The sequence below is a fragment of the Clostridium liquoris genome, from assembly GCF_002995785.1.
GTDB classification, from domain to species: Bacteria; Bacillota; Clostridia; order Clostridiales; family Clostridiaceae; genus Clostridium_AO; species Clostridium_AO liquoris.
Genome location: NZ_PVXO01000032.1, coordinates 25,775 through 50,598, shown reverse-complemented (window position 1 = coordinate 50,598; position 24,824 = coordinate 25,775). Strand labels below are relative to the sequence as shown.

Below are 24,824 nucleotides of genomic sequence, written 5' to 3'. Positions count from 1 at the left end.
CTCTGCCTTTAATCAATTATGATATGCCTTTTCTTCTTTTCCTTAAGCCTACACCTAAGGCTACCAATACCAATCCCGCCAAATATAAACCTGCATTACTGCTTTCACCTGTCTTTGGCAATTTTCCTGAACCATCCTTAGGATACACATTCTCATTTCCAGAAGGAGTTTTTGTACCTGGATTCTTTGTTTTTCCTCCATCTTTACCCTGATTATTAGGTTTTTCTGGAATAGTTATGTCTGTTGACTCATCCTCTTCATTCAAAACTTTTAGCTCAATATTAGGCTTATCCTTGTTTATAGTTACCTTTATTTCCTTTGAATCAAGTTTGTATTCTACAGGTGCCTTTATCTCCACTACCTTATATTCCCCAAATGGCAGATTATCTATCTTTGCTAAACCATCAAGACCTGTAGTTAATTTTGCTGCCACTTCTCCTTTTGAGTTCTTAACTTCAAATACTGCTCCGGATAATAATTTTGTTTCGTCTTTGCTATCTGATTTTTTAATGCTTATTGAACCATATTCTTTAACTGGCTCTATTGGTTCTAATGAACCTAACTTATAATTCTTCACAACTATCTCTTTCGCCTGTTCAGAATCTATAACTACTTCTATATTCTTATCCTCATCAAGTATTTGATATCCCGATAATGGTCCTATTTCTTTTATGGTATATTTACCAAATTTCAATCTGGGAACATCTAAAATACCATTCCCATCTGTTCTTGCTTTTCCCACCAGCTTTCCACTGGAATCATACAGACTAAATTCTACTCCTTTTAACTTGGTTTTTAGGTTATCACCATCAACCTTCATTATTCTCAGGCTGCCTAGCTTACCACTTCCTGTTCCTGAACCATCTGTGATTCTCACAACTATTTCTTTTTCAAAAGGTGTATTCTTTGTGGTTATACCATCACCTTCGAAATATGCTTTATTAGACAGCTTGGAATAGTCTACATCTGTTGTAATTTTTGTTCGGTATGAAATTTTATACATTGTATTGATTTTTTCTAAAAACTCAAGTTTAAAAGTCTGAGTGCCTGTTGCTAAATCCATAGGACTAACTGTTATTTTAAAATTCTTATAAGGTGCATTATCTGATGCCCTATTCACAATAAAGCTATCTTCTATAACTTCATGACCAGCACTTAGAGTATCCACCAAAATGGCGTTTTCAACTTCTGACAAGCTCTTATTTACAGTAATCAGCCAACTAATTTCCTTTCCATGCTGGCTACCACTTTTTTCAATAAAATTTTCTGAATCCGAATAGCTAACCTTTGCCTTATAATCAATGTCCCCAACAGTTGCTGTATTCACATATTCATGTTGGGACATACCTACAAGTTTAGTTTTAAATACAACCCTATATGGACTATGAACTGGCCCATTAATTATAATCTTAAGAACCCTATCAGAAGCCCCTTCTACACTATATTTACCTCTATCAACCAAGCTTCCAAGCTTCATGTTTCCATTTGCTTCAACTGTATAGTCATAGATAGCTATTGAATCCTTATCCAGTATTTGATTACCTTCTATGTTGTCCTCTACTATAATCTTATCCATACTCTTAGATAGATAGTTTAAGTTAATATTCCAAGTAATCTCTTTTTTGTCTCTATCCAATGTACCTGATTTACTTCCATTGCTACTTGAAATACTTGTTATAGTTTGCGTTGCATTCTTGTCAATGGGCTCTTTTATATTATCCCAGGTAAATCCTGCGCTATTGCTGTATGTTGCTTGACTATGAGCCTTTGATACCTGCCAAGGATCAAATTTGGTTTTATAGGTGATTGTATAAATTGAATCCTTAACATCATCTAAAAAGCTTATCTTAAATCCTTTAGTCCAATCTCCATCCACATTAGCCTGGAATTTATAATCAACATCCTTGATTAATGCAGCATTACCATTTTTAACTACAAAAGTATCTGGCAGCATAGTAAGCCCACCTCTTGGGAATGTATCCTCTATAACAAGACCTTTGATTGGTTCCCTCTTAGGATCTACTGTTATCTTCCAGCCCATGGTCTTTTCAGCATAATCTATACTGCCATCTGCTGACTTATTGAAACTATTTGTTATTTCTGCATCTACTGATACATTTCCTGTACCTATGCCATCTATAACTCCTTGATTTATGAACCCTTTTCCCCCATTTTTATCATTATCTGTAATATCAGTACGATAAACTATTCTATAGGCACTATTTATAGTCCCTAATCCTACTGAAAATTTATTAGAATCATTTTGATCGGGAGTTACTGTGTATTTACTACTTTCCACTTCACCGTTTGGAATAGCATCTCCGTTATCATTAAAATTCAATTTATACACCTTAATTGAATCTTTCACTAAGCTCAATCCAGGTCCAATGGTGTCTTCAACTATAGCATTATTTATTTCTTCCTCAGCTGTGTTTACATCAATTGTCCATGTAATGTATTTTTCATTATAATCTATTACAGGAACTCCACTTTTCTTTATTTTGCTTCCTCTTTTTATATCAACTGCAGCAGAAGTTTCAGTTCCTAAGAAATTTGCCTTATTTGTAAATTTGGTCTTAGTCATATTCGTGATTTCAGTATCATATTCTATTTGATATGCATCACTTATATTTCCCAATTTAACTTGAAAACTTAAAGGTTTGTCATTAGAATCATATTCTACCGTATAATCTGAAGCATTAACAGGACTTTTCTCAATTACATTTCCATTGTCATCCAAGGTTAATTTGTATACCTTTATTGAGCTTTTGTCCAGACTCAATCCTGCTTCTATACTATCCTTTACTATTGCTCCCTTAACATCAGATAAGGATTTGTTTATATCTATAGTCCATGTGATTTTTTTTCCGTTAAAGGATTTATCAACTGTTCCTTTTTTCTCTATTGTCTTACCTTTGGTTACGGTTACTTTAGCTTCCGATTCTCCTCCTTGAAACTTGGCTTTGTTATCAAATATAGTTTTAGTGTTATCAGCAATATCAGTATTATACACTATCCTATAGGCATTATTGATATTACCCAATTCCACTTTAAATCCGTCCGAAACCACATTCACCTTATATGCATCTTTGGAAACTGTTTCCCCTTCAGCGGCATTTCCATCCAGATCTACATTTAATTTGTGAACTTGTACTGAATCTTTATCAAGATGCAATCCCTCTCCTAAAATATCTTCTACCACTGCATTATCCAATTTATTTAAGGATTTGTTTACATCTATAGTCCATGCGATTTTGTCCCCATTGACTTTCTTATTTGCCATACCACTCTTTGCTACAGAACCCGATACATTATTAGGTTTAAACCTTATTACTAGTTCCTTTTCATAGCCTTCATAAATAGGGAAAACTATTTTTACCGGATTCTCACCTTTAATGACTTGTTTATTGAATTCACTGTTGAATTGTACTGTTCCTGATACTTCAGAATGATTTTCAGCATATTCATTATATACTAGCCTCAACTTACCACCTAGGCTCAAATAGAACCTGCCTACTGACTGCCCATCTTCTAAAATAAGATCTCCTTCAACATAATTGAATATACTGAATGCTTTTGGAACCTGGACTTCAGTATAATCTCCTGCCTTAACCCCCTGGCTGTCTTCAATTTCCCAAGTGTAAAACAGTGATACTTTTGAACCTTGTTCTATTGGATATTCAGTATTTTCATCAATTATATTTCCCGATGAATCCTTTACAACCACAGACTTAATAGTATCAATCATTTTATTTTCTGCACCATCTGTACCAAAGGCCTGTACCGGTAGTGATGGCTGAGATAACAGAGTTAAAATTATCATAAAAATTATACTAAGCTTACCTTTTTTGCCTTTTCTACTGAACATTTTTAATCCACCCCCCTTTCATTATTCAATTATATTGGTATCTATTCTTTATCTTTATTCCTTCCTGCTTACACTTATAACCTTCTTTGCTATATTCTGAATTAAATATAAAAAAAACGGCTTCATTTTTGTAAACGAAACCGTTATAATTCCTGTTATTGTTTTATCAGTATTTGTCAATAAATTAACAGCCTTATCTATTTGTGCAAAAAATGTATGAAGAAAAGGGAACAAAATTACTGTTCCCTTTTCTTCATATTTTTCTTTCCACTCACTAAAAAGTGGTTTGCACTTTTTTAGTACATTCCTTCTGCTCCCATTCCTGGTGCTCCTCCTGGTGCTGGAGTACTATTCTTTTCTGGAATATCAGCAACAGCAGCTTCTGTTGTTAAGAATGTTGCGGAAACAGATGCAGCGTTCTGTAATGCTGATCTTGTAACCTTAGTTGGATCAACTATACCAACTTTAATCATGTTTACATAACAATCATGTAGTGCATCATATCCAATACCTGGTTCACCGTTTCTAACTTTTTCAATTACAATGGAACCTTCTGCTCCTGCATTGTAAGCTATCTGTCTTACTGGTTCTTCAAGAGCTTTTCTTATTATATCTATACCAAGTTTGATGTCAGCTACATCTGAAGTTAACTTTTCGATTTCTGGAATTATCATAGTATAAGCTGTTCCACCACCTGGAACTATACCTTCTTCAACAGCTGCTTTTGTAGCTGCTAAAGCATCTTCTATTCTTAACTTTCTTTCCTTTAATTCAGTTTCAGTAGCAGCTCCAACTTTAACTACAGCTACTCCACCTGCAATTTTTGCAAGTCTTTCTTGTAATTTTTCTCTATCAAAATCAGAAGTAGTTTCTGCTATCTGAGCTTTTATCTGATTTACTCTATCCTGGATTTCTTTTTTGGATCCTCTGCCATTAACTATAGTAGTATTTTCCTTTGTAATCTTTACTGATTCTGCTGTTCCAAGCATATTTAATGTAACATCTTTTAAATCTCTTCCTAATTCTTCTGATATAACTACTCCACCTGTAAGAATTGCTATATCTTGAAGCATTTCTTTTCTTCTATCACCAAATCCTGGGGCTTTAACTGCTACACAATTAAATGTTCCTCTTAATTTGTTAACAACTAGTGTAGCTAATGCTTCTCCTTCTACGTCGTCAGCTATTATTAATAGTTTTCTACCCTGCTGAACAATTTTCTCAAGTAATGGTAATAAGTCTTGTATGTTTGATATTTTTTTATCAGTAATTAATATATATGGGTCATCCAATGCAGCTTCCATCTTTTCTGAATCAGTAACCATGTATGCGCTTAAATATCCTCTATCAAACTGCATACCCTCAACAACATCTAATTCTGTTCCCATACTTTTTGATTCTTCTACAGTGATAACGCCCTCATTACCTACCTTTTCCATAGCATCAGATATAAGCTTACCTATTTCTTCATCAGCAGCTGAAATAGCAGCAACCCTTGCTATATCTTCTTTACCTTCAACGGGTTTTGATATTTTTTTAATTTCTTCTACTGCTTTATCTACAGCCATCTTTATTCCACGTCTAACCAACATTGGATTTGCTCCAGCTGTAACATTCTTTAGTCCCTCTCTCATTATAGCCTGAGCTAACAATGTAGCTGTAGTTGTTCCATCTCCTGCTACATCATTAGTCTTTGTAGCAACTTCCTTTACAAGCTGAGCGCCCATATTTTCATATGAATCCTCTAATTCTATTTCTTTTGCTATAGTAACACCATCATTAGTAATTAGTGGTGCACCAAATTTTTTATCTAAAACAACATTTCTTCCCTTTGGTCCAAGTGTAACTTTAACTGTGTTAGCAAGTTTATCAACACCCTTTTGCATAGATCTTCTTGCATCTTCACCAAATAATAAGCTCTTAGCCATTTAAATTACCTCCTCTATATATGTTCATGTTAAATTTAATGTTTTAAAAACTAAATTATTCTAATACAGCTAATATATCTTCTTGTTTTAGTATTGTATAATCAATACCATCAAGTTTAACTTCATTACCTGCATATTTTGAGAATAACACCCTGTCTCCTTCTTTTACTTCCATCTTAATCTCAGCTGTACCTGGTCCTACTGCTACTACCTTAGCTTCCTGTGGTTTTTCCTTTGCTGCTCCTGGAAGAACTATTCCGCTTTTTGTAGTTTCCTCAACTTCAATTCTTTTAATGACAATCCTGTCTCCAAGTGGTCTAACTTTCATTTAAACCCCTCCTTAATGTATTTTAAAATATATTTTATATTATATAGTAATTTTGTTGTTAGCACTCATTGACCATGAGTGCTGATACAATTATAATAAATAATAGTATGTATAATATCAACCTTAAAAGAATGGATTATTTACTACTTTATAGCCATTACATTCATTTATATCCACTTAACTAATTAAATTATTATATTGCTACACTTTTCTTTATTTTACTTTATAGCATAATAAAACAAATATTTATATTTACAAAAAAAAATAAACCGCTATAATTTAACTATATAATACTTGCCATAAAACATATATTAATATTCCCAAGGAGTATATATATTATGAATAAGTTAAAATTATTATCAAAGACTTTATTAGTAGTTAATTTTACACTTTTTTTTATAATACTTTCAGTTAAATTAACAGTGAATAATAAACAGCTGTACTATTTTGATATAAACTATTTAAACATACCTAATGAATCTGGATTTAATGTCACTGACATTAAGGCAAATTATAACTATCTAATAAACTTTATAACTTCTAGACAAAATATTGAATTTAATATGCCTACTTTGCCATCATCTTCAGAAGGTAAGATTCATTTTTATGAAGTAAAAAACATATTTATAAAAATGGATTATTTATTTTACATAAGCATTTTTATATCCTCAATAGGAGTTTATTATTCCCTAAAATTCAAAGATTTTTCTCTTTTTAAATATTTAAGTGGATTGCTATTATTTATGCCTATACTGCTTTTAACGTTTTTTTCTATAAACTTTAACACTACGTTTACCATATTTCATAGACTATTTTTTAGAAATGATTATTGGATTTTTGATATTGATAAGGATCCTGTTATTAGAATGTTACCTCAGTATTTTTTTCTACACTGTGCTATGTCAATTACTATATTTATGATATTTTTTAGCTTAGTATCTATTGTTATATATAAAAATGGCTCTGAATTTTAAATTAGCTCCCCCTATATTTAACTGTCATTTCCTTTTCCTAATAAATTTCTTATAATTTTTTCTCCCTTTAATACTCCAATTACAAACAATATTGTCATAACTACAGCAATAGTAATTAATACTGATACATCTCCTGAAGTAATCTTAGCTCCAAAATAAGCCGATATAAATATACATGGTACTCTTCCTGCTGTTGAATAAATTACAAAATTTTTAAATTTAATATCTGATATGCCACATATATATGCCAAAGCATCTTTAGGTATACCTGGTATTAAATATAAAAGAAACACCACATAATTTATGCTTCCAAACCTTAAAATCTTGTTAAAAAACTTAAGTTGTTTTTGGGATATAACTTTTCTAACAAAGGGTTTTCCATATAGACTTGATATAAGATATACTATTATTCCTCCCAAAGTTATTCCAATTAATGATATTATACTACCATAAATAGTTCCAAATATATACCCTCCAGCCACTTGTATTATTTCTCCTGGTATAAAAAATACTATAACTTGTATTATTTGTAATACAAGAAAAGCAAAAACGCTATATTTACCATAAGCCATTATAGCACTTTTTATTTTATTAGGATCTCTAAGTATAGAAAAATATTTAAGAAAATATTCGTATCCAATATAAATAAATACTAAAGAAAAAATAGCTAAAATTATATATCCTTTATATTTTGACAAATAATTATTTAGTTTTCCAAAAAAGTACTTAGACTTATGCCATAATCTTCTTATCATATCTTCTCCCTTAACACTGTTAATATACAGTTAGTATTTGCGTTTAGCTTTTTTAAATACCATACTAAAAATTACATTATTATATTATATATTGCATTTTATACTGGATAAAGTCAATAATAAAACACAACTTATGGGCTTTGTTAATGAAAATTTAAAAATAATGGGAACTTTTTTTATATGTTAAAAAAATAGCAAAAGCCTTGCATTTTGCAAGGCTTTGTTATAATCTTTATTGTTAATTTCCCAAACATATATTATCTTTCCAGATTTAATCCATCATATTTCTTTAAATTTTCATTGTCTACTACATCTTTTTTGGTAGATTCTTTGCTAAATCTTAATAGCTGTGATCTTGATTTCATAATAGGCACCATAGCAGCTGGTCCCCCTATACATCCTCCTTCACACATCATGCCCTCTATAAAGTTTCCTGAAAGTCTTCCTACCTTAGCCATTATCATTGTTCTCTTTATTTCAGCTGATCCACTTGCTCTAACTGGTTTAAATTCTATTTCTGTATCCTTGCTCTTCATATAATTTTGAATGGCAGCTATAACTCCACCGCCTTGAGCAAAACCTCTTCCAAATATTGAAGCATCGTCTGTTGCTATTGCTTCACACTCTTCAGCATCTATACCAAAGGCCCCCATAAGAGCAGTAATCTCTTCAAAAGTCATAACATAATCTACTGCATCCTTTATACTATCCCTTTTGATTTCATTTTTCTTTGCAGTACATGGGCCTACAAATACCACCACTGAATCTTTGTCCATACTCTTAACCATTCTACCTGCTGCAATCATTGGTGATACCGTACCTGAAACCCTTTCAATCTGATCAGGAAATTTCTTTTCTATATAATTCAAAAATCCTGAACAGCAGGAGTTTGTCATGTATTTATCTCCCTTTTCCATTCTTTCTATAAATTCATTTCCTTCATGAACTGCTACAGCATCAGCTCCACAAGCAGCTTCAATCATATCCTTAAATCCCATTTTCTTAAATGCCGCTTTTACTTGTCCTACAGTTACATTAGATCCAAACTGACCTGTTATAGATGGTGCTACCACTGCATATACATTTTTCTTATCCTTTAAAGCACGGATTACATCAACTATAAAACTTTTATCGGATATTGCTCCAAAAGGGCAAGCACCCATACAAGCTCCACAGTTCACACATTCTTCTTTATTTATTCTAGCTTTGCTATCCTTAGGATTCATTTCCAAAGCACCAGTTGGGCATACCCTTTTGCAAGGTCTCATAACCTCTGCTACAGCATTATAAGGACATACTTCTTTACATAATCCACATTCCTTACAGGTTTCATGGTTTATATATGCTCTGCCTGCTGCTCTTGTTATGGCTCCTGCTGGACATACCTCCATACATTTATGCTGTATACATCCTCTACAAGCTTCCGTAACCACAAATCTGTTTATTGGGCACTTATCACAAGCTGCATCAATTACATAAATAATTTGATCATCATCTTCAACATTTACAAATTCATCAGCCACTTGACCATTCGGTAAGCAACCCATTGCAAGCTTGGATCTTTCATATACTATAGCCCTTTCCTTATAAACACAGCATCTATATTCTGCCTTATCGCCTTTAATTATTTCAAAAGGAATCTTATCTAATTCCTCTTTATTAAGTCTATTTTCTAATGCCATTTTAGCTACTTCTTTTAGCACAAGATACTTTAATTTTTTTAATTGAGTTTCAAATGTTATCATTATTTAAATTCCTCCTAATTTTCTAAAAAGTAATTCAATTTTGAAATACATTACTTTTTATATTAGTACAGTTTGCTAACCTCGTTAAATTCTTAACATATACTATTATAACAGAAACTCAAAAAAAATTAATACATATTTTTAATCTTTTTTTAGATAAATTTATACATTTATCTACATTATATAAATATAGCTTCAATTTTCACTCCCTTAATACAAATCTTTATATTATAATATGATTTTCTCTTGCATAATAAAATAAATATTGCTGGGCAAAACCCGATAACTCTCCAAATTTATTTCTTGCAAAATCTCTTATCTTTTTTAATGATACATCAGGTGCTAAATAAAAATGCTGCATAGCCCTTTTTACCCAAACATCCACCGGAAAAGCTGAATATTTTCCCATAGAAAATAACATAATGCAATCTGCTACCTTAGGTCCTATGCCCATAAAACCTTGAAGAGCATTATGACATATATCATCTTGTTGATCTTTAATCCAGTTTATATCAAATAATTTATTATATTCATTAGAATCAGGATTTATGTTATTATGTATTTTCTCCACAGTATCCTTTATATATTTAGCTCTAAATCCAGTACTGCATGCCTCTAATTCCTCTTGTGTTGCCTTATTAAGCCTTTCTATTGTTGGGAAGCTATAATAGGTATTACCTTTATATAATATTGGTTCTCCCCATTTTTTGCTTATATTTTCTATAGCTCTTTTTATCATAGGTATTCTATTATTAGCTGATATTATAAAAGATACTATTAACTCAAAAGGTTCCTGTTGTAACAGTCTAATACCATATCCAAAATCTACGGATTTTTTTAATAATTCATCCCTACTTAGTATACTTTTAATTTCTGAATAATCCCTATATAAATGAAAATAATTTACCCATATTTGGCTAAATTCTTTTTCATCAGTATTATATATTATTACATCATTATCTCTTTTTTCTACCTCTATAACCTTTCCAAAGGCCACTCCAATATAATTACCATTTTCTTGCTCATTCCATCTAAAGCACTGACCACATTCAAATATATGAGCCAATTCAAAGTTTTTTACATTTTTTATTTTTACTGATTTAACTCCATTCTGTATTGATTCTTCAACATAATCAAAATCCATTTAGTAACACCCCTTTTCAAAAATGTGAAACATTTTTTAAGAGCACAGATAACAGAGTACAGAGTACAGATATTGAGGCTTTTCTGACCTTAACACTACAGAAAAGCTTTAATTTAAAAATTTTTCATAATGTAAATGGAGAAAAATTCCCCTTATCTGTACTCTTTGCTCTGTACTCTAAAAAAGTTGCTTAGCAATCTTTTTTTATTATTTCTTTTTTTTCATTAATAATTCATCTATAGCCTTAGCAGCCTTTTTACCAGCTTCCATAGCAAGAATAACTGTAGCCGCTCCTGTTACCGCATCTCCACCGGCAAATACACCTTCTCTAGAAGTTATTCCAGTTTCCTCATCAGCACAAATGCATCCCCATTTATTTGCCTCTAATCCTTTAGTTGTTGAAGCTATAAGAGGGTTTGGAGAAGTGCCTAAAGACATTATAACTGTATCTACTTCCATTATAAATTCTGAATCCTTTATTTCAATAGGTCTTCTTCTTCCTGATGCATCTGGTTCCCCTAATTCCATTCTTATACATTTCATAGCTTTTACCCAGCCTTTTTCATCAGCTAATATCTCTACTGGGTTTGTAAGAAGATCAAAGATTATTCCCTCTTCTTTGGCATGGTGAATTTCTTCTTTTCTTGCTGGAAGCTCCTCTTCAGATCTTCTATACACTATATGAACTTCTGCTCCTAGTCTTCTTGCAGTTCTAGCAGCATCCATAGCAACATTTCCTCCGCCAACAACAGCTACTTTCATTCCTACTTTTATTGGCGTATCATAATCTTTTCTAAAGGCTTTCATTAAATTGTTCCTAGTTAAAAATTCATTAGCTGAAAATACCCCATTATAGTTTTCACCTGGTATGCCCATAAATTTAGGGAGTCCTGCTCCTGAACCAATGAATATTGCACTAAATCCTTCTTCCTCCATTAGTTCATCTATGGTTACAGTTTTACCTATAATTACATCTGTCTCGATTTTTACTCCTAATTTTTTTACATTTTCTATTTCATGTTTAACTACTGTGTCCTTTGGTAATCTAAATTCAGGTATTCCATAAACCAAAACTCCGCCTGGCTCATGAAGAGCTTCAAATATAGTAACATCATAACCTATTTTAGCTAAATCTCCAGCACAAGTAAGTCCAGCTGGTCCACCGCCTATTACAGCAATCTTCTTATTTTTCTTTTCACACTTTATTGATAAATCTATATTATTTTCCCTTGACCAATCTCCAATAAATCTTTCAAGTTTTCCAATAGATACTGGCTCTCCCTTAATACCTAATATACATTTTCCTTCACATTGAGTTTCCTGAGGACATACCCTACCACATATGGCTGGAAGGGAGCTTGCCTCATTTATTATTTCCGCCGCTTTTTTAAAATTTCTCTCTTTTATACATTGAATAAATTTTGGAATACTTATAGATACAGGGCAATCAGATACACAAAGGGGATTTTTGCAATTTAGGCATCTTGAAGCTTCATTAACTGCCTCTTCTTCCGAATATCCTAAAGATACTTCATTAAAGTTTTTTATTCTTTCATGTGCATCTTGTTCCTTAACAGGTGTCTTTTTTAATCTATCCATTACTTTTCACCTCCAAGTCCTACATGGCATATATGACCTTCTTCTCTTTCTTGCTGTTCTAGAAATTGTTTCCCTTCTTCTGTTTTATACATTGTCTGTCTTCTCATAGCTTCTTCAAAATCTACTAAATGTCCATCAAATTCAGGCCCATCTACACATGTAAATTTAGTATGGCCTCCTACAGTTACTCTGCAAGCTCCACACATACCAGTACCATCTACCATTAGAGTATTTAAACTAACTACTGTTTTTATACCATATTCTTTTGTAAGCTTTGCTACGAATTTCATCATAATCATAGGTCCTATAGCCACTACTACATCATATTTTTTATTTTCATTTTCTATTAAATTCTTTAATACTTCTGTTACTAATCCTTTATTTCCATAAGAACCATCATCAGTGGTAATGTATAAATTTCCAGCTTCTTTTCTCATCTCTTCTTCTAGAATTAAAAATTCCTTTGATTTACTTCCAACTATTACATCTGCTTTTATACCCAATGAATTAAGCCATTTTACTTGAGGGTATACTGGTGCTGTACCTACCCCTCCTGCTACGAAAACAATACTTTTTTTCTTTAATTCTTCTATGTTTTCATGTATAAATTCTGAAGGCTGTCCTAATGGTCCTACAAAATCCTGAAAGTAATCTTCTGCTTCCAATTTGGACATCTTCATAGTGGAACTGCCTACTACCTGAAATACTATAGTTATAGTTCCTTTTTCTCTATTATAATCGCAAATTGTAAGAGGTATTCTTTCACTCTTTTCATCAGCTCTTACTATAATAAATTGTCCTGGTTGTGCTGACTTAGCTATTCTTGGAGCTTCCACATCCATTAAATAAATATTCGGAGCTAATATTTTTTTTTCTACAATTTTATACATTTCTTTTCCTCCGTATCTTCAAAGAAATATTTCTTCTTATATATAATATTTATTATATATAAACTGTATATGAATTATCAACCTTATTATAATATTAAATATTAAAAAATAATCTGAAACCTGCAGAAAACTCCCTTGATAAAAAATTAAGAGAGTTTTTTGTAAATTAAATATTTAATTTTAAAAATCTACCTAAGGGAACATATATAATCATTATTAATTTTTTCACAATTAATTTTTGTTACTTCTTTAACTTCGTCTAAATCCAATCATAATTTAAAATTATTTTCTACATAAGCCATGAAAATTCACCACCTATAATACAACAGATACATGAAAAAAGTCATTGGGAAACCCCAATGACTTTTTAAAACTATTTTGCGTAGTTGTGGAATCCTTTTCCGGACTTTCTTCCTAACCAACCAGCTCTAACATATTTTCTTAATAATGGATGAGCCCTGTATTTTGAGTCTCCAGTTTCATTATATAATACATCCATGATTGCAAGACATACGTCTAATCCTATAAGATCTCCTAAAGCTAAAGGTCCCATTGGATGATTAGCACCAAGCATCATAGCCTTGTCAATATCATCAGCTGAAGCTATACCTTCTGCATAAATACCAACTGCTTCATTGATCATTGGTATTAATATTCTGTTTACAACGAATCCTGGAGCTTCTGCAACTTCTACTGGATCCTTTCCAATTGCTATTGATGTTTCTTTAACAGCATCAAAAGTTTCCTGTGAAGTATTCGCTCCTTTGATTATTTCAACAAGCTTCATAACTGGAGCTGGATTGAAGAAATGCATTCCTATAACTTTATCTGGTCTCTTTGTGGAAGCAGCTATTTCAGTTATTGAAAGTGATGAAGTATTTGAAGCTAATATAGTTTCTGGCTTACAGATTCTATCTAATTCTGAAAATATCTCCTTCTTAATATCCATTCTTTCAACAGCAGCTTCAACTACTAAATCGCAATCAGCAGCCATGTTTATATCTACTGTTCCTGTTAATCTTGAAAGAATATTGTCCATATCTTCCTGAGTCTTTTTGCCCTTAGTAACTAATTTTGATAAACTTTTGTTGATTCCATTTAGTCCTCTTTCAACAAATTCATCTTTAATATCTCTTAAAACAACTTCATATCCTTTTGCAGCAAAAGCCTGAGCTATTCCTGCTCCCATTGTTCCTGCACCAAGTACACATACCTTTTTCATTTTATGTAACCCTCCTATAATAACTTTTTACATTAATATAATGTACATAAATTATATTAAAATATACATGTTCGTATCTTAAAAGATGCAAACATGTATTTTAAATCTTAATTATTCTGCCTGAGCAACTTTTATTTGGGCTATTAATTCAGGAATTATTTTTTTGAAATCTCCTACTATTCCAAGGTCAGCAATCTGCATAATTGGAGCACTTTCATCCTTGTTTATAGCTATTATAAAGTCGGAATCCTGCATCCCAGCTAAATGCTGAATAGCTCCTGATATACCAACAGCTATATAGATTTTAGGTCTAACAGTTTTTCCTGTCTGTCCTACCTGATAAGCTTTATCTAACCAACCACTATCTATAGCAGCTCTTGAACCAGCTATGCTTCCTCCCATTAAATCTGCTAACTCTTTTAACATTCCGAAGTTTTCTTTATCTCCTAGTCCTCTGCCGCCGGATACTAACACTTCTGCTTCTCCGATATCTGCTATGTTCTTAGCAATTTTTGCAACATCCTCTACCTTAGTTCTTATGTCTGAAGCTTCTACTTTAGCAGCTATCTTTTCTACTTTGCCTTTTCTTGAAGTATCTTTAGCTAATTTTTCAAAAACTCCTGGTCTTACTGTAGACATCTGTGGTCTATGTTCTGTACACATAATTGTAGCCATTAAGTTTCCACCAAATGCTGGTCTTGTCATTAAAAGATGGTTAGTTCCTTCTTCTGTGTCGAGTGCTGTACAGTCTGCTGTAAGCCCTGTGCCTAATCTTGCTGATACTCTTGGTCCCAAATCTCTTCCAATGAAGCTAGCACCAACAAGAATTATTTCAGGTTTTCTTTCCTTTGCCAAATCGCAAATAACCTTTGTATATGCATCAGTTGTATAATGCTTTAATAATGGATTATGAGCATATAATACTCTATCAGCACCATAAGCAACTAATTCATTTGCAATTTCATCTATATTATCTCCAAGTAGTATAGCTGTTAACTCTACTCCTATTTTATCTGCTATTTCTCTACCTTTTCCTAAAAGTTCCAAAGCAACTTTTTGTAAATGTCCGTCTCTCTGTTCAGCAAATACCCATACACCTTTGTAATCTGCTATATTCATTCCAAATCCCTCCTATATTAGATATAGTGTTTTTCCTTTAATTTTGAAACTGCATACGCTGCTTCTTCTTTTGCAGGTTGATTAATTATTTCTCCCTTGCCCTTAGCTTCTTTAGTAACTGACTTCTTAACTTTTGTTGGTGATCCAGCAAGTCCAAGAAGGGATTTATCTACTCCTAAAAAATCTGCATTCCAAACTTTTACTTCTTTATCAAATGCTCCAAAGATATACCCTACATTCATATATCTTGGCTCATTTAATTCTTTTATAGCTGTTAAAAGAACTGGCATTTGAACTTTGATATTTTCATATCCATCTTCCCATGCTCTCTTAGCTACTAATTCTTTTCCACATACTTTAACTTCTTCAACGTAAGTTACCTGTGGAATATTTAAGTGTTCAGCTATTTCTGGTCCAACCTGAGCTGTATCTCCATCAATAGCCTGTCTTCCAGCAAATACGATATCGTAATCTAATTTTTCAATTGCTGCGGCTAATGCTCTTGATGTAGCTAATGTATCAGCTCCAGCAAATGCTCTGTCTGATATTAATATAGCTTCATCTGCTCCCATAGCTAAAGATTCTCTTAAAGCAACTTCAGCCTGTGGAGGTCCCATGCTTATGACAGTAACCTTTGCACCATTTTCATCTTTTAATCTCAATGCTTCTTCTAATGCATTTTTATCATCTGGGTTTATTATAGATGGAACACCTTCTCTAATAAGAGTTCCTGTAACTGGATCTATTTTAACTTCGTTAGTATCTGGAACTTGTTTTAAACAAACAACTATATTCATTTACGCGAACCCTCCTTATTATTTAAATATGTTTCCTGAAATAACCATCTGCTGAACCTGTGAGGTTCCTTCATATATTTCAGTAATCTTAGCGTCTCTCATCATTCTTTCTACTGGATAATCCTTAGTATATCCATATCCACCGAATAACTGTACAGCTTTTGTTGTTACATCCATAGCAACATTTGCTGCATGTAATTTTGCCCTAGCTGCATCTACAGTATATGGCATCTTATTCTGTTTCTTCCAAGCAGCTTTATAAACTAAAAGTCTTGCTGTTTCAATAGATACTTCCATATCGGCCATCATCCAAGCTAATCCCTGGAATTTGTGAAGCTTTCTTCCAAATTGTTTTCTTTCTTTCATATAGTTTTTAGCTTCATCAAAAGCACCTTCAGCTATTCCTAAAGCCTGAGCTGCTATACCAATTCTTCCTCCATCAAGAGTCTTCATTGCTATACCGAAACCCTTTCCTTCTTTTCCAATTAAGTTTTCCTTTGGAACTTTAACATCTTCAAATATAAGCTCTGTTGTTGATGATGCTCTAATTCCTAATTTATCTTCAACTTTACCAATGGAGAATCCTGGCATTCCTTTTTCAAGTATGAATCCAGATATTCCTTTAACACCTTTGCTTCTATCAGTCATAGCGAATACTACGAAAGTATCTGCTACTCCACCATTAGTGATAAATATTTTTGAACCATTTAATAGATAGTAATCTCCCATATCTACAGCTAGACTTTGCTGTCCTGCAGCATCTGTACCAGCATTTGGCTCAGTTAATCCAAATGCGCCTAATTTTTCACCTTTTGCAAGTGGAATTAAATACTTTTGTTTCTGTTCTTCTGTTCCGTGTTCATATATTAATGAAGCACATAATGAAGTGTGTGCTGAAAGAATAACACCTGTTGTTCCACAAACTTTTGATAATTCTTCAACTGCTAGTATGTATGACAACACATCTCCGCCAGCTCCACCATACTCTTTTGGAAATGGTATTCCCATCATTCCAAGCTTAGCCATCTTTTGAACATTTTCCATAGGGAATTCTTCAGTTTTATCAATCTCTGCTGCTATTGGTTTAACTTCATTTTCAGCAAATTCTCTAACCATTTGTTTTACAAATTCTTGTTCTCTAGTTAATGCAAAATTCATTTACTCTTACCTCCTATCTATTTTTAAAGCATTTATCTCTTTTTTCAACAAATGCTGTCATACCTTCTTTTTGATCTTCAGTAGCAAAGCATTCACCAAATGCTTCTGATTCATATGCTATAGCTGTATCTATATCACACTGCATTCCTTTGTTTATAGCTGATTTACAAAGCTTTACAGCGATTGGTGCATTATTAGCTATTTTCTTAGCCATTTCTTTAGCTTCATCCATTAATTTTTCTGGTTCTACAACTTTATTTACAAGTCCTATTCTTAAAGCTTCGTCGGCATTAATCATTTCCGCAGTATAAATTAACTGTTTAGCCATTCCCATTCCAACAAGTCTTGAAAGTCTTTGAGTCCCTCCAAAACCTGGGGTAATTCCTAAACCAGATTCTGGCTGTCCAAACTTAGCCTTCTTTGATGCTATTCTTATGTCACAAGCCATAGAAATTTCACATCCACCACCTAATGCAAATCCATTAACAGCTGCGATAACTGGTTTCTCTAAAGTTTCCAACTTTCTGAATACTTTATTTCCAAGAATGCCAAATTTTCTTCCCTGGACTGCATTTAAATCTTTCATTTCAGTTATATCTGCCCCAGCAACAAAAGCTTTTCCTGCTCCAGTAAGTATAACTGCTAGAATTTCATCGTCATTTGCTAATGTGTCAACTACTATATCTAATTCTTTTAAAGTTTCTGAATTTAAAGCATTTAAAGCATTAGGTCTGTTAATAGTTACGATGGCAATATTGCCATTCTTTTCAAGGATAACGTTTTTAAATTCCATAATAACATGTTCCTCCCTAATAATATTTTATAGCATTTTGTTAATATTATAACAAAGCGCAATAAAAAATAAAATACTCCTGCCAACATTTTTATTATATACTCTAACGATTTAATTTTCAACAACAAACTTTGTATACTTTTATAATTTTTAATTTATTTCATCATTAAAATAAACTTTATTGTAAAATACACTCTTGGATAAAAATATAACTTTAAGGATAAATAAATAATTAACCTTAAAGTCATATGATCTTATATTGCAAGTTTCTTCGAATTAGCTTTGATGCATTAAATAACTTAATGTGAGTAAGCTATCACTTAAATGAACATCTTCTGTAAATACACCTTCTGGTACACTTAAATCTACAGGCGCAAAATTCCATATACTTTTTACCTTATTTTTAGTTAGAATATTGCATACATCTTGGGCACTTCTGCTAGGTACACATATTACTCCTATATCTATACTATTGTCTTTTAAGAAATTTTCTAGGGTATCTATATCTTCTATTTCAATATCTCTTATTTTTATTCCTACAAGCTTAGGATTTATATCAAATATAGCCTTAAGTTTAAATCCAAGTTTTTCAAAATTTGAATAATTAGCTACAGCTTGACCTATATTACCTGCACCTACAATTACAATACTATATTCCCTGGTAAGCCCTAAAATATTGCTTATCTGTTCATGTAATTCTTTTACATTATACCCATAGCCTTGTTGTCCAAAATCTCCAAAACAATTAAAATCTTGTCTTATTTGAGAAGCTGTAAAGCCTATTTTTTTGCTTAATTCTTTAGATGAAATTCTATCTACATCATTTTTTAAAAGTTCTTCTAAATATCTATGGTATTTTGGCAATCTTTTTATAACTGCCATTGAAATATTCTTATTCTTGTCCATCACTACACCTCTTATGCTAATTTTAATATTAATATAACATCAATTTTATATTTTATCATATTATTACTTTTCATACCACTGAATACATGATAATAATTTATAATGTAAAATAATTTATTATTATACATATTGTTATTATATAGCAAATTAAAACTTTTACTACAAAATTATAACTTTCCATAGTAAAATAGTAAGAGTAAAGAGGTGAATTCTTAATATGACAATTTTAAGTTGTAAAAATTTAAATAAAAACTATGGAATAAATGTGATTTTAGAAAATATAACCTTTAGTATAAATGAAGGGGATAAAGTAGGACTAATCGGTCCAAATGGTGCAGGTAAATCTACATTGTTTAAAATATTAACAAATCAATTAGATTATGATAGCGGTGAATTATTTATAGATAAAAATAAAAAACTAGGCTATCTTTCACAGCATTTATCACTGGATTCTAATAATACTATTTATGAAGAAATGCTTTCTGTATTTAATGAGATTATAGATTTGGAAAACAAAATTGTAGATTTGGAAATGAAATTGAATGAACCTTATGATGCTTCTAAAGCTGATTATCACGATAAAATAATTAAAGACTATACCTTATATACGGAATTATATAATAACAGAGGTGGATATACCTATAAAGGTGAGATAAGTAAAGTATTGAAAGGCTTAGGTTTTACAGAGGGTGACTACAATAAATCAATAAATATATTAAGCGGCGGTCAAAAAACCAGAGTGGCCCTTTGCAAACTTTTACTTAATAATCCAGATATTTTACTTTTAGATGAGCCTACTAACCATCTTGACCTAGAAGCTATTGAATGGTTGGAAGAATACCTAAAGGGTTATAAAGGTACCATAGTCATAATATCTCATGACAGATACTTCCTTGATGCTATAACAAATAAAACCATGGAATTACTAAACTCTCATATATCTTTTTATGACGGAAATTACACAAAGTTTATTGAATTTAAAAAGAAAGACTATGAGAATAAATTAAAAGCCTATAATTTACAACAAGAGGAGTTAAAAAGGCAAGAAGAAATAATAGAAAGATACAGATCTTTTAACAGAGAAAAAAGTATAAAAGCTGCAGAAAGCAGACAAAAGACTCTAGATAAAATTGAAAGACTACAATCCCCTGATAAAGATCCTAATGGAGCAAAAATAAAATTTAAAACATCAATTACTAGCGGTAATGATGTGCTTCATATTGAAAATTTAAGTAAAAGCTTTGAAGATAAACATCTCTTTAGCAATATTAGTTTTGATATAAAAAGAGGAGAAAAAGTAGCTTTAATTGGCGAAAACGGTCGAGGCAAAACAACTTTATTTAAGATCATTATGGATAAAATAGAATCGGATGGTGGAATAAAAGTTCTAGGTAAAAATGTATTTATTGGATATTATGATCAGGAACAGTCAGATTTGAATGGTGATAAAACTATAATAGATGAAGTTTGGGATGACTTTCCTAATATGACTACTACAGAAATCAGGACTTCATTGGCGGCATTTTTATTCAAAGGAGATGATGTTTTTAAGCCTATCTGCAAATTGAGCGGTGGGGAAAAATGTAGAATTAATCTTCTTAAACTTATGCTATCCGAATCGAATTTATTGCTGCTAGATGAACCTACTAATCATCTAGATATAATGTCTCGTGAAGCCTTGGAAGATGCTATTTTAGAGTACGATGGTACAGTTTTAGTTATATCCCATGATAGATATTTCTTAAATAAGGTAATAGATAAAATATATGAGTTAAAAGAGGATGAAGCAAAGGAATATCTAGGGAACTACAGTTATTATATTGAAAAAAAGAAAAATCCTCATAGATTTATTCATGAGGAAGAACAAGAAGGAAAAACTAAAACTCAAATTCACCAGGAAAAAAAGAAAAAAAGAGAGGCTGAAAAGCTGGAAAAAGAAAAAAAATTAAAAATTAAATCTATAGAAGATGAAATAGCTGATAAGGAAAGTTACCTAGTGGAATTGCAAAAAAAATTATGTCTTGAGGAAATATATTCTGACCCACAAAAAAGTGAAGAAGTAAATAAAGAAATTTTAAATGTAGAAAAAGAGTTAGAGGAACTTTATACTCAATGGGAAGGCCTACTATAAACAATAAATAAAAAAAGTGAAGAGTACATGTAAAAAATTCGCACCCTTCACTTTTATCTCAAAAATAGCTTACGAGAACGTAGATAATTTGTATTTACACAAATCTATCTACGTTCCCTAGCTTACAGCTATTTTCCAGACATTTTTATTGTTTTTTCTGTACATTTTCTCATAGCTTGAATTACTGCACCTCTAAAATTACTCATCTCTAAGGAGTATACAGCTTCAATTGTAGTTCCTCCTGGAGAACATACCTTATCCTTTAACGCACCTGGATGTTCCCCTGTTTCTAAAACCATCTTAGCTGCTCCTAAAACTGACTGGGCCGCCATTTTATATGCCTTATCTCTTGGCATACCGTCTAATACAGCACCATCTGCTAAAGCTTCTATAAACATATAAACATAAGCTGGTGATGATCCACTTACTGCAGGCACTACATCCATAAGCTTTTCACTGATTATCTCCACTTTACCAAAGCTTTCAAAAATACTTACTACCTCTTCAATTTCTTCTTTGCTAACTATATTATTGTAGCATAAAGCTGCCATTCCTTCTCCAACTAGAGCAGGAGTATTTGGCATTGTTCTTATGACTTTTATATCTCTATTAAAAGCTTTTTCTATGTAATTTATAGTTATACCTGCACCAATAGTAACAATAACCACATCATCTTTTACACAATCCTTAATTTCTCCTATAACCTGATCATGTACATTAGGTTTTATAGCTAATATAATAATATCAGAATTTGCAGCTATTTCTTTATTATCCTTTGTAACTTTTACATTTAATTTATCTTTAATGTAGTTTAATTTTTTCTCATCTGTATCACTTACTAAAACTTTTTCACCTGGTAATATATTAGAAGCTACTATACCGCCTATTATGGCTTGGGCCATATTTCCACACCCAATAACACCTATATTTTTTTTCATCTGTATCCCTCCAACAATAAAACAGAATTTTGTTTAAATTAATTTGTTACTTTATTATATCACTATTTTTATGGCATAAATAATAAAGAATAAATATTGAGGATTTTTTGTAATGCCAATGAAAAAAAATCAACCTTATCTATTCTTTATTATTTAATATTTACTATTTAATTACCTTCGTTATATTAAACATATTATCTAATACCTGCCAATTCTGCGGGAAAGGTTGTGCTAATACCCAATAGCTCACTCCTCTTAAATTATACTCACTGGCTAATTTATATTTGGCCTCTACACTTCTAGCATCCTCAAACCATACTATATGTTGTCTTCCCTTTTCATCTACATAACTATAATAAGGAGATTGAGCTTTTACATCATATTTTATAATTGCACCATATCTACCAGCTCTATGAATAGCCTCTTGATTTCCAATACTTTCAGCAAATGCTCCTCCTGGCATGTATGGCAGAGTCCAATCATAACCATATAGCGGCACCCCCATCATGATTTTCTTAGGAGGTATAACTGATACTGCATAATTAATTACATTCCTAACTTCATTTAGTGGTGCTACCGCCATAGGAGGACCACCAGACCAGCCCCATTCATAGGTCATAATTATAACAAAATCTACTATTTCTCCATGAGCCTTATAATCATGTGCTCCATGCCAAGATCCAGTAGTAACATCATAAGTCTTTGGTGCTAAAGCAGTTACCACAATATAATTTGGATGTAATGCATCTACTAATTTTCTTAAAAAGTTATTATATTTTTCTCTATTTTCTGGTGAAATTCTTTCAAAATCTACCACCACTCCATAATATCCCTTACTCTTTATGAGGTTTAATATATTACTTATTAAGGTGCTTTGAAGCTGATCATTGTTCAAAATATTATCAATTAGCTGAGTATCAAAGTTATCTCCTGATATATTAGTGACAGACATAAGTGCAGCAACCTTATTATCCCTTGCCACCTGTAATATGGTGTCATCATTTAAAGATGTCAGCCCTCCATCAGCAGTTACATGATGGCTAAAAGGTGTAACATAGGTTAAGTACTCTATAGCTTCGCCTAAAACCCTCTTTTCTTTTTCTAGTGTAGAAGGTTGAATAAATGCATTCACTTCGAGATACCCATAATTTTTTGACTTTTCAGGAATTCTTATTACTAGTCCCGGATAAATTATATATGGGCTTTGAATATCATTCAATGTTGCAATGCTCTCTGGCGAAACCCCAAACTTTCTTGAAATAGACCAAATAGTATCTCCTACCTGTACTCTATAAGCCCTTTCTCTTGATGGAATAACAAGAGTTTGACCTATAACTAATTCAGGGGAACTCCCAAGTTTATTAGCATCAATAATACTTTCCGGAGTAACCCCAAAGTTTCTAGCAATTGACCACACAGAATCTCCTGGTCTAACCACATAAATACTCAATAAATTTACCTTCTTTTAAATATTACCATAATTATTATATGCATATATTTTATTTTGGTTCTTAAAATTAAAAAATTTATTCTTTTTAATACCAACTTTTCTACAGGTTAGAATTGCTGTACAAGTGACATGCTACCTTATGATTATTTTCTAAATTTATTATTTTGGGTTCTTTTACCTTGCATATTTCCATACATTTATTGCATCTAGTATGAAATCTACAGCCTTCAGGTGGATTTATTGGATTAGGTACATCTCCGCTTAATATAATCCTTTCTTTTTTCTTTTTAGGATCAGGTACAGGTATAGCAGACAGCAGAGCCTGTGTATAGGGATGCTTTGGTGAACTATATAAGCTTTTATCATCTGCAATTTCTACCAATTTACCTAAATACATAACCCCAACTCTGTTACTAATATGCTTTACTACATTTAATCCATGGGCAATAAACAAATAAGTCAAATCAAATTCATTTTGCAAATCATGAAGCAAGTTTAAAACCTGTGCCTGTATAGAAACATCTAATGCAGATACTGGTTCATCACATACTATAAGTTTTGGATTAACAGAAATAGCTCTAGCTATTCCCACTCTTTGTCTTTGTCCACCACTGAATTCATGTGGATATCTATCCTTATGGTAGCTTGCAAGTCCTACGTAATTTAATAGTCTTAGAACTCTCTTTTCTAATTCTTCGCCTTTAGCTATTTTATTTACAAGCATAGGTTCTCCAATTATTTCTCCTATTGTCATTCTAGGATTCAATGAAGCATAGGGGTCTTGAAATATTATCTGTATATTTTTGCTTAATTCCTTTCTGCTTCTTTTTTTTAATTCTCTTATGTCTGTACCATCAAACAGTACCTTACCCTCTGTTGGTTCCAACAAATCCACCAGCATTCTTCCCGTAGTAGATTTTCCGCATCCTGATTCACCAACTAACCCTAATGTTTCCCCTTTATATATATCAAAACTAATGTCATCTACTGCTTTTACATAGCTTTTGGTTTTACCGAAAATACCTGATTGTATAGGAAAATATTTTTTTAAATTTCTGACTTCCATTAAAGCTTCCATA

General features: G+C 31.9%; 19 protein-coding genes. 2 read left to right on the top strand and 17 right to left on the bottom strand.

All coding sequences use genetic code 11. The features are described from left to right. Window positions 1–16: 16 nt before the first annotated feature. From CLLI_RS05500 to CLLI_RS05485, 3 genes are all read right to left on the bottom strand, one after another. Entirely contained in the window at window positions 17–3,868 is a 3,852-nt protein-coding gene (locus CLLI_RS05500) for an LPXTG cell wall anchor domain-containing protein (protein WP_106063233.1), read from the bottom strand. A gap of 296 nt (window positions 3,869–4,164) precedes the next feature. Next, window positions 4,165–5,796: a chaperonin GroEL gene (groL, locus tag CLLI_RS05490; protein WP_106063231.1), complete on the bottom strand. Its 1,632-nt coding sequence runs from the start codon at window positions 5,794–5,796 to the stop codon at window positions 4,165–4,167. 55 nt (window positions 5,797–5,851) lie between these two features. After that, complete coding sequence (locus tag CLLI_RS05485) at window positions 5,852–6,124, bottom strand: co-chaperone GroES (RefSeq protein WP_106063230.1); 273 nt, start codon at window positions 6,122–6,124, stop codon at window positions 5,852–5,854. Between the two features lie 338 nt (window positions 6,125–6,462). Between CLLI_RS05485 and CLLI_RS05480 the strand changes: the two genes are divergently transcribed. Continuing rightward, the gene (locus tag CLLI_RS05480; protein ID WP_106063229.1) at window positions 6,463–7,098 is read left to right on the top strand and encodes a TIGR01906 family membrane protein; all 636 of its coding nucleotides are present in this window, start codon (window positions 6,463–6,465) and stop codon (window positions 7,096–7,098) included. 17 nt (window positions 7,099–7,115) lie between these two features. On the opposite strand, the gene CLLI_RS05475 is transcribed toward CLLI_RS05480, so the two are convergent. The 11 genes from CLLI_RS05475 to CLLI_RS05425 all read right to left on the bottom strand — a co-directional run bounded on the left by CLLI_RS05475 (window position 7,116) and on the right by CLLI_RS05425 (window position 19,226). Next, window positions 7,116–7,853 (bottom strand): TVP38/TMEM64 family protein, encoded by a 738-nt coding sequence (locus CLLI_RS05475; protein ID WP_106063228.1) that lies wholly within the window; start codon window positions 7,851–7,853, stop codon window positions 7,116–7,118. A 257-nt stretch (window positions 7,854–8,110) separates the two neighbouring features. Next, window positions 8,111–9,598 carry a 4Fe-4S dicluster domain-containing protein gene (locus CLLI_RS05470; RefSeq protein WP_106063227.1) on the bottom strand — a complete coding sequence of 496 codons (1,488 nt, stop codon included), beginning with the start codon at window positions 9,596–9,598 and terminating at the stop codon, window positions 8,111–8,113. 223 nt (window positions 9,599–9,821) lie between these two features. Further along, entirely contained in the window at window positions 9,822–10,742 is a 921-nt protein-coding gene (locus CLLI_RS05465; RefSeq protein WP_106063226.1) for a DNA-3-methyladenine glycosylase family protein, read from the bottom strand. A gap of 207 nt (window positions 10,743–10,949) precedes the next feature. Next, complete coding sequence (gene gltA / locus CLLI_RS05460; RefSeq protein WP_106063225.1) at window positions 10,950–12,341, bottom strand: NADPH-dependent glutamate synthase; 1,392 nt, start codon at window positions 12,339–12,341, stop codon at window positions 10,950–10,952. Further along, a complete protein-coding gene (locus tag CLLI_RS05455) occupies window positions 12,341–13,231 on the bottom strand; it encodes a sulfide/dihydroorotate dehydrogenase-like FAD/NAD-binding protein (RefSeq protein WP_106063224.1) in 891 nt (296 codons plus the stop codon). The genes gltA and CLLI_RS05455 overlap by 1 nt, the downstream gene beginning before the upstream one ends. A gap of 373 nt (window positions 13,232–13,604) precedes the next feature. Next, window positions 13,605–14,453, bottom strand: coding sequence for a 3-hydroxybutyryl-CoA dehydrogenase (locus CLLI_RS05450; RefSeq protein ID WP_106063223.1), 849 nt, complete (start codon window positions 14,451–14,453; stop codon window positions 13,605–13,607). Between the two features lie 111 nt (window positions 14,454–14,564). After that, window positions 14,565–15,572, bottom strand: a complete 1,008-nt coding sequence (locus CLLI_RS05445; protein ID WP_106063222.1) for an electron transfer flavoprotein subunit alpha/FixB family protein — start codon at window positions 15,570–15,572, stop codon at window positions 14,565–14,567. A 17-nt stretch (window positions 15,573–15,589) separates the two neighbouring features. Continuing rightward, window positions 15,590–16,369 (bottom strand): electron transfer flavoprotein subunit beta/FixA family protein, encoded by a 780-nt coding sequence (locus tag CLLI_RS05440; RefSeq protein WP_106063221.1) that lies wholly within the window; start codon window positions 16,367–16,369, stop codon window positions 15,590–15,592. A gap of 18 nt (window positions 16,370–16,387) precedes the next feature. Continuing rightward, entirely contained in the window at window positions 16,388–17,527 is a 1,140-nt protein-coding gene (locus tag CLLI_RS05435; RefSeq protein WP_106063220.1) for an acyl-CoA dehydrogenase, read from the bottom strand. Between the two features lie 13 nt (window positions 17,528–17,540). Beyond that, window positions 17,541–18,320, bottom strand: coding sequence for a short-chain-enoyl-CoA hydratase (locus CLLI_RS05430; RefSeq protein ID WP_106063219.1), 780 nt, complete (start codon window positions 18,318–18,320; stop codon window positions 17,541–17,543). 276 nt (window positions 18,321–18,596) lie between these two features. After that, window positions 18,597–19,226, bottom strand: a complete 630-nt coding sequence (locus CLLI_RS05425) for a redox-sensing transcriptional repressor Rex (protein WP_106063218.1) — start codon at window positions 19,224–19,226, stop codon at window positions 18,597–18,599. Between the two features lie 217 nt (window positions 19,227–19,443). Between CLLI_RS05425 and abc-f the strand changes: the two genes are divergently transcribed. Then, window positions 19,444–21,357: a ribosomal protection-like ABC-F family protein gene (gene abc-f / locus CLLI_RS05420; protein ID WP_106063217.1), complete on the top strand. Its 1,914-nt coding sequence runs from the start codon at window positions 19,444–19,446 to the stop codon at window positions 21,355–21,357. Window positions 21,358–21,485: 128 nt separating this feature from the next. Here the strand turns inward: abc-f and proC are convergent, their stop codons facing one another. From proC to CLLI_RS05405, 3 genes are all read right to left on the bottom strand, one after another. Then, window positions 21,486–22,295: a pyrroline-5-carboxylate reductase gene (gene proC, locus CLLI_RS05415; RefSeq protein WP_106063216.1), complete on the bottom strand. Its 810-nt coding sequence runs from the start codon at window positions 22,293–22,295 to the stop codon at window positions 21,486–21,488. A gap of 163 nt (window positions 22,296–22,458) precedes the next feature. Then, window positions 22,459–23,745 (bottom strand): glycoside hydrolase family 18 protein, encoded by a 1,287-nt coding sequence (locus CLLI_RS05410; protein WP_106063215.1) that lies wholly within the window; start codon window positions 23,743–23,745, stop codon window positions 22,459–22,461. A 100-nt stretch (window positions 23,746–23,845) separates the two neighbouring features. Next, window positions 23,846–24,823, bottom strand: coding sequence for an ABC transporter ATP-binding protein (locus CLLI_RS05405; RefSeq protein ID WP_106063214.1), 978 nt, complete (start codon window positions 24,821–24,823; stop codon window positions 23,846–23,848). Between the last annotated feature and the right edge of the window lies 1 nt (window position 24,824).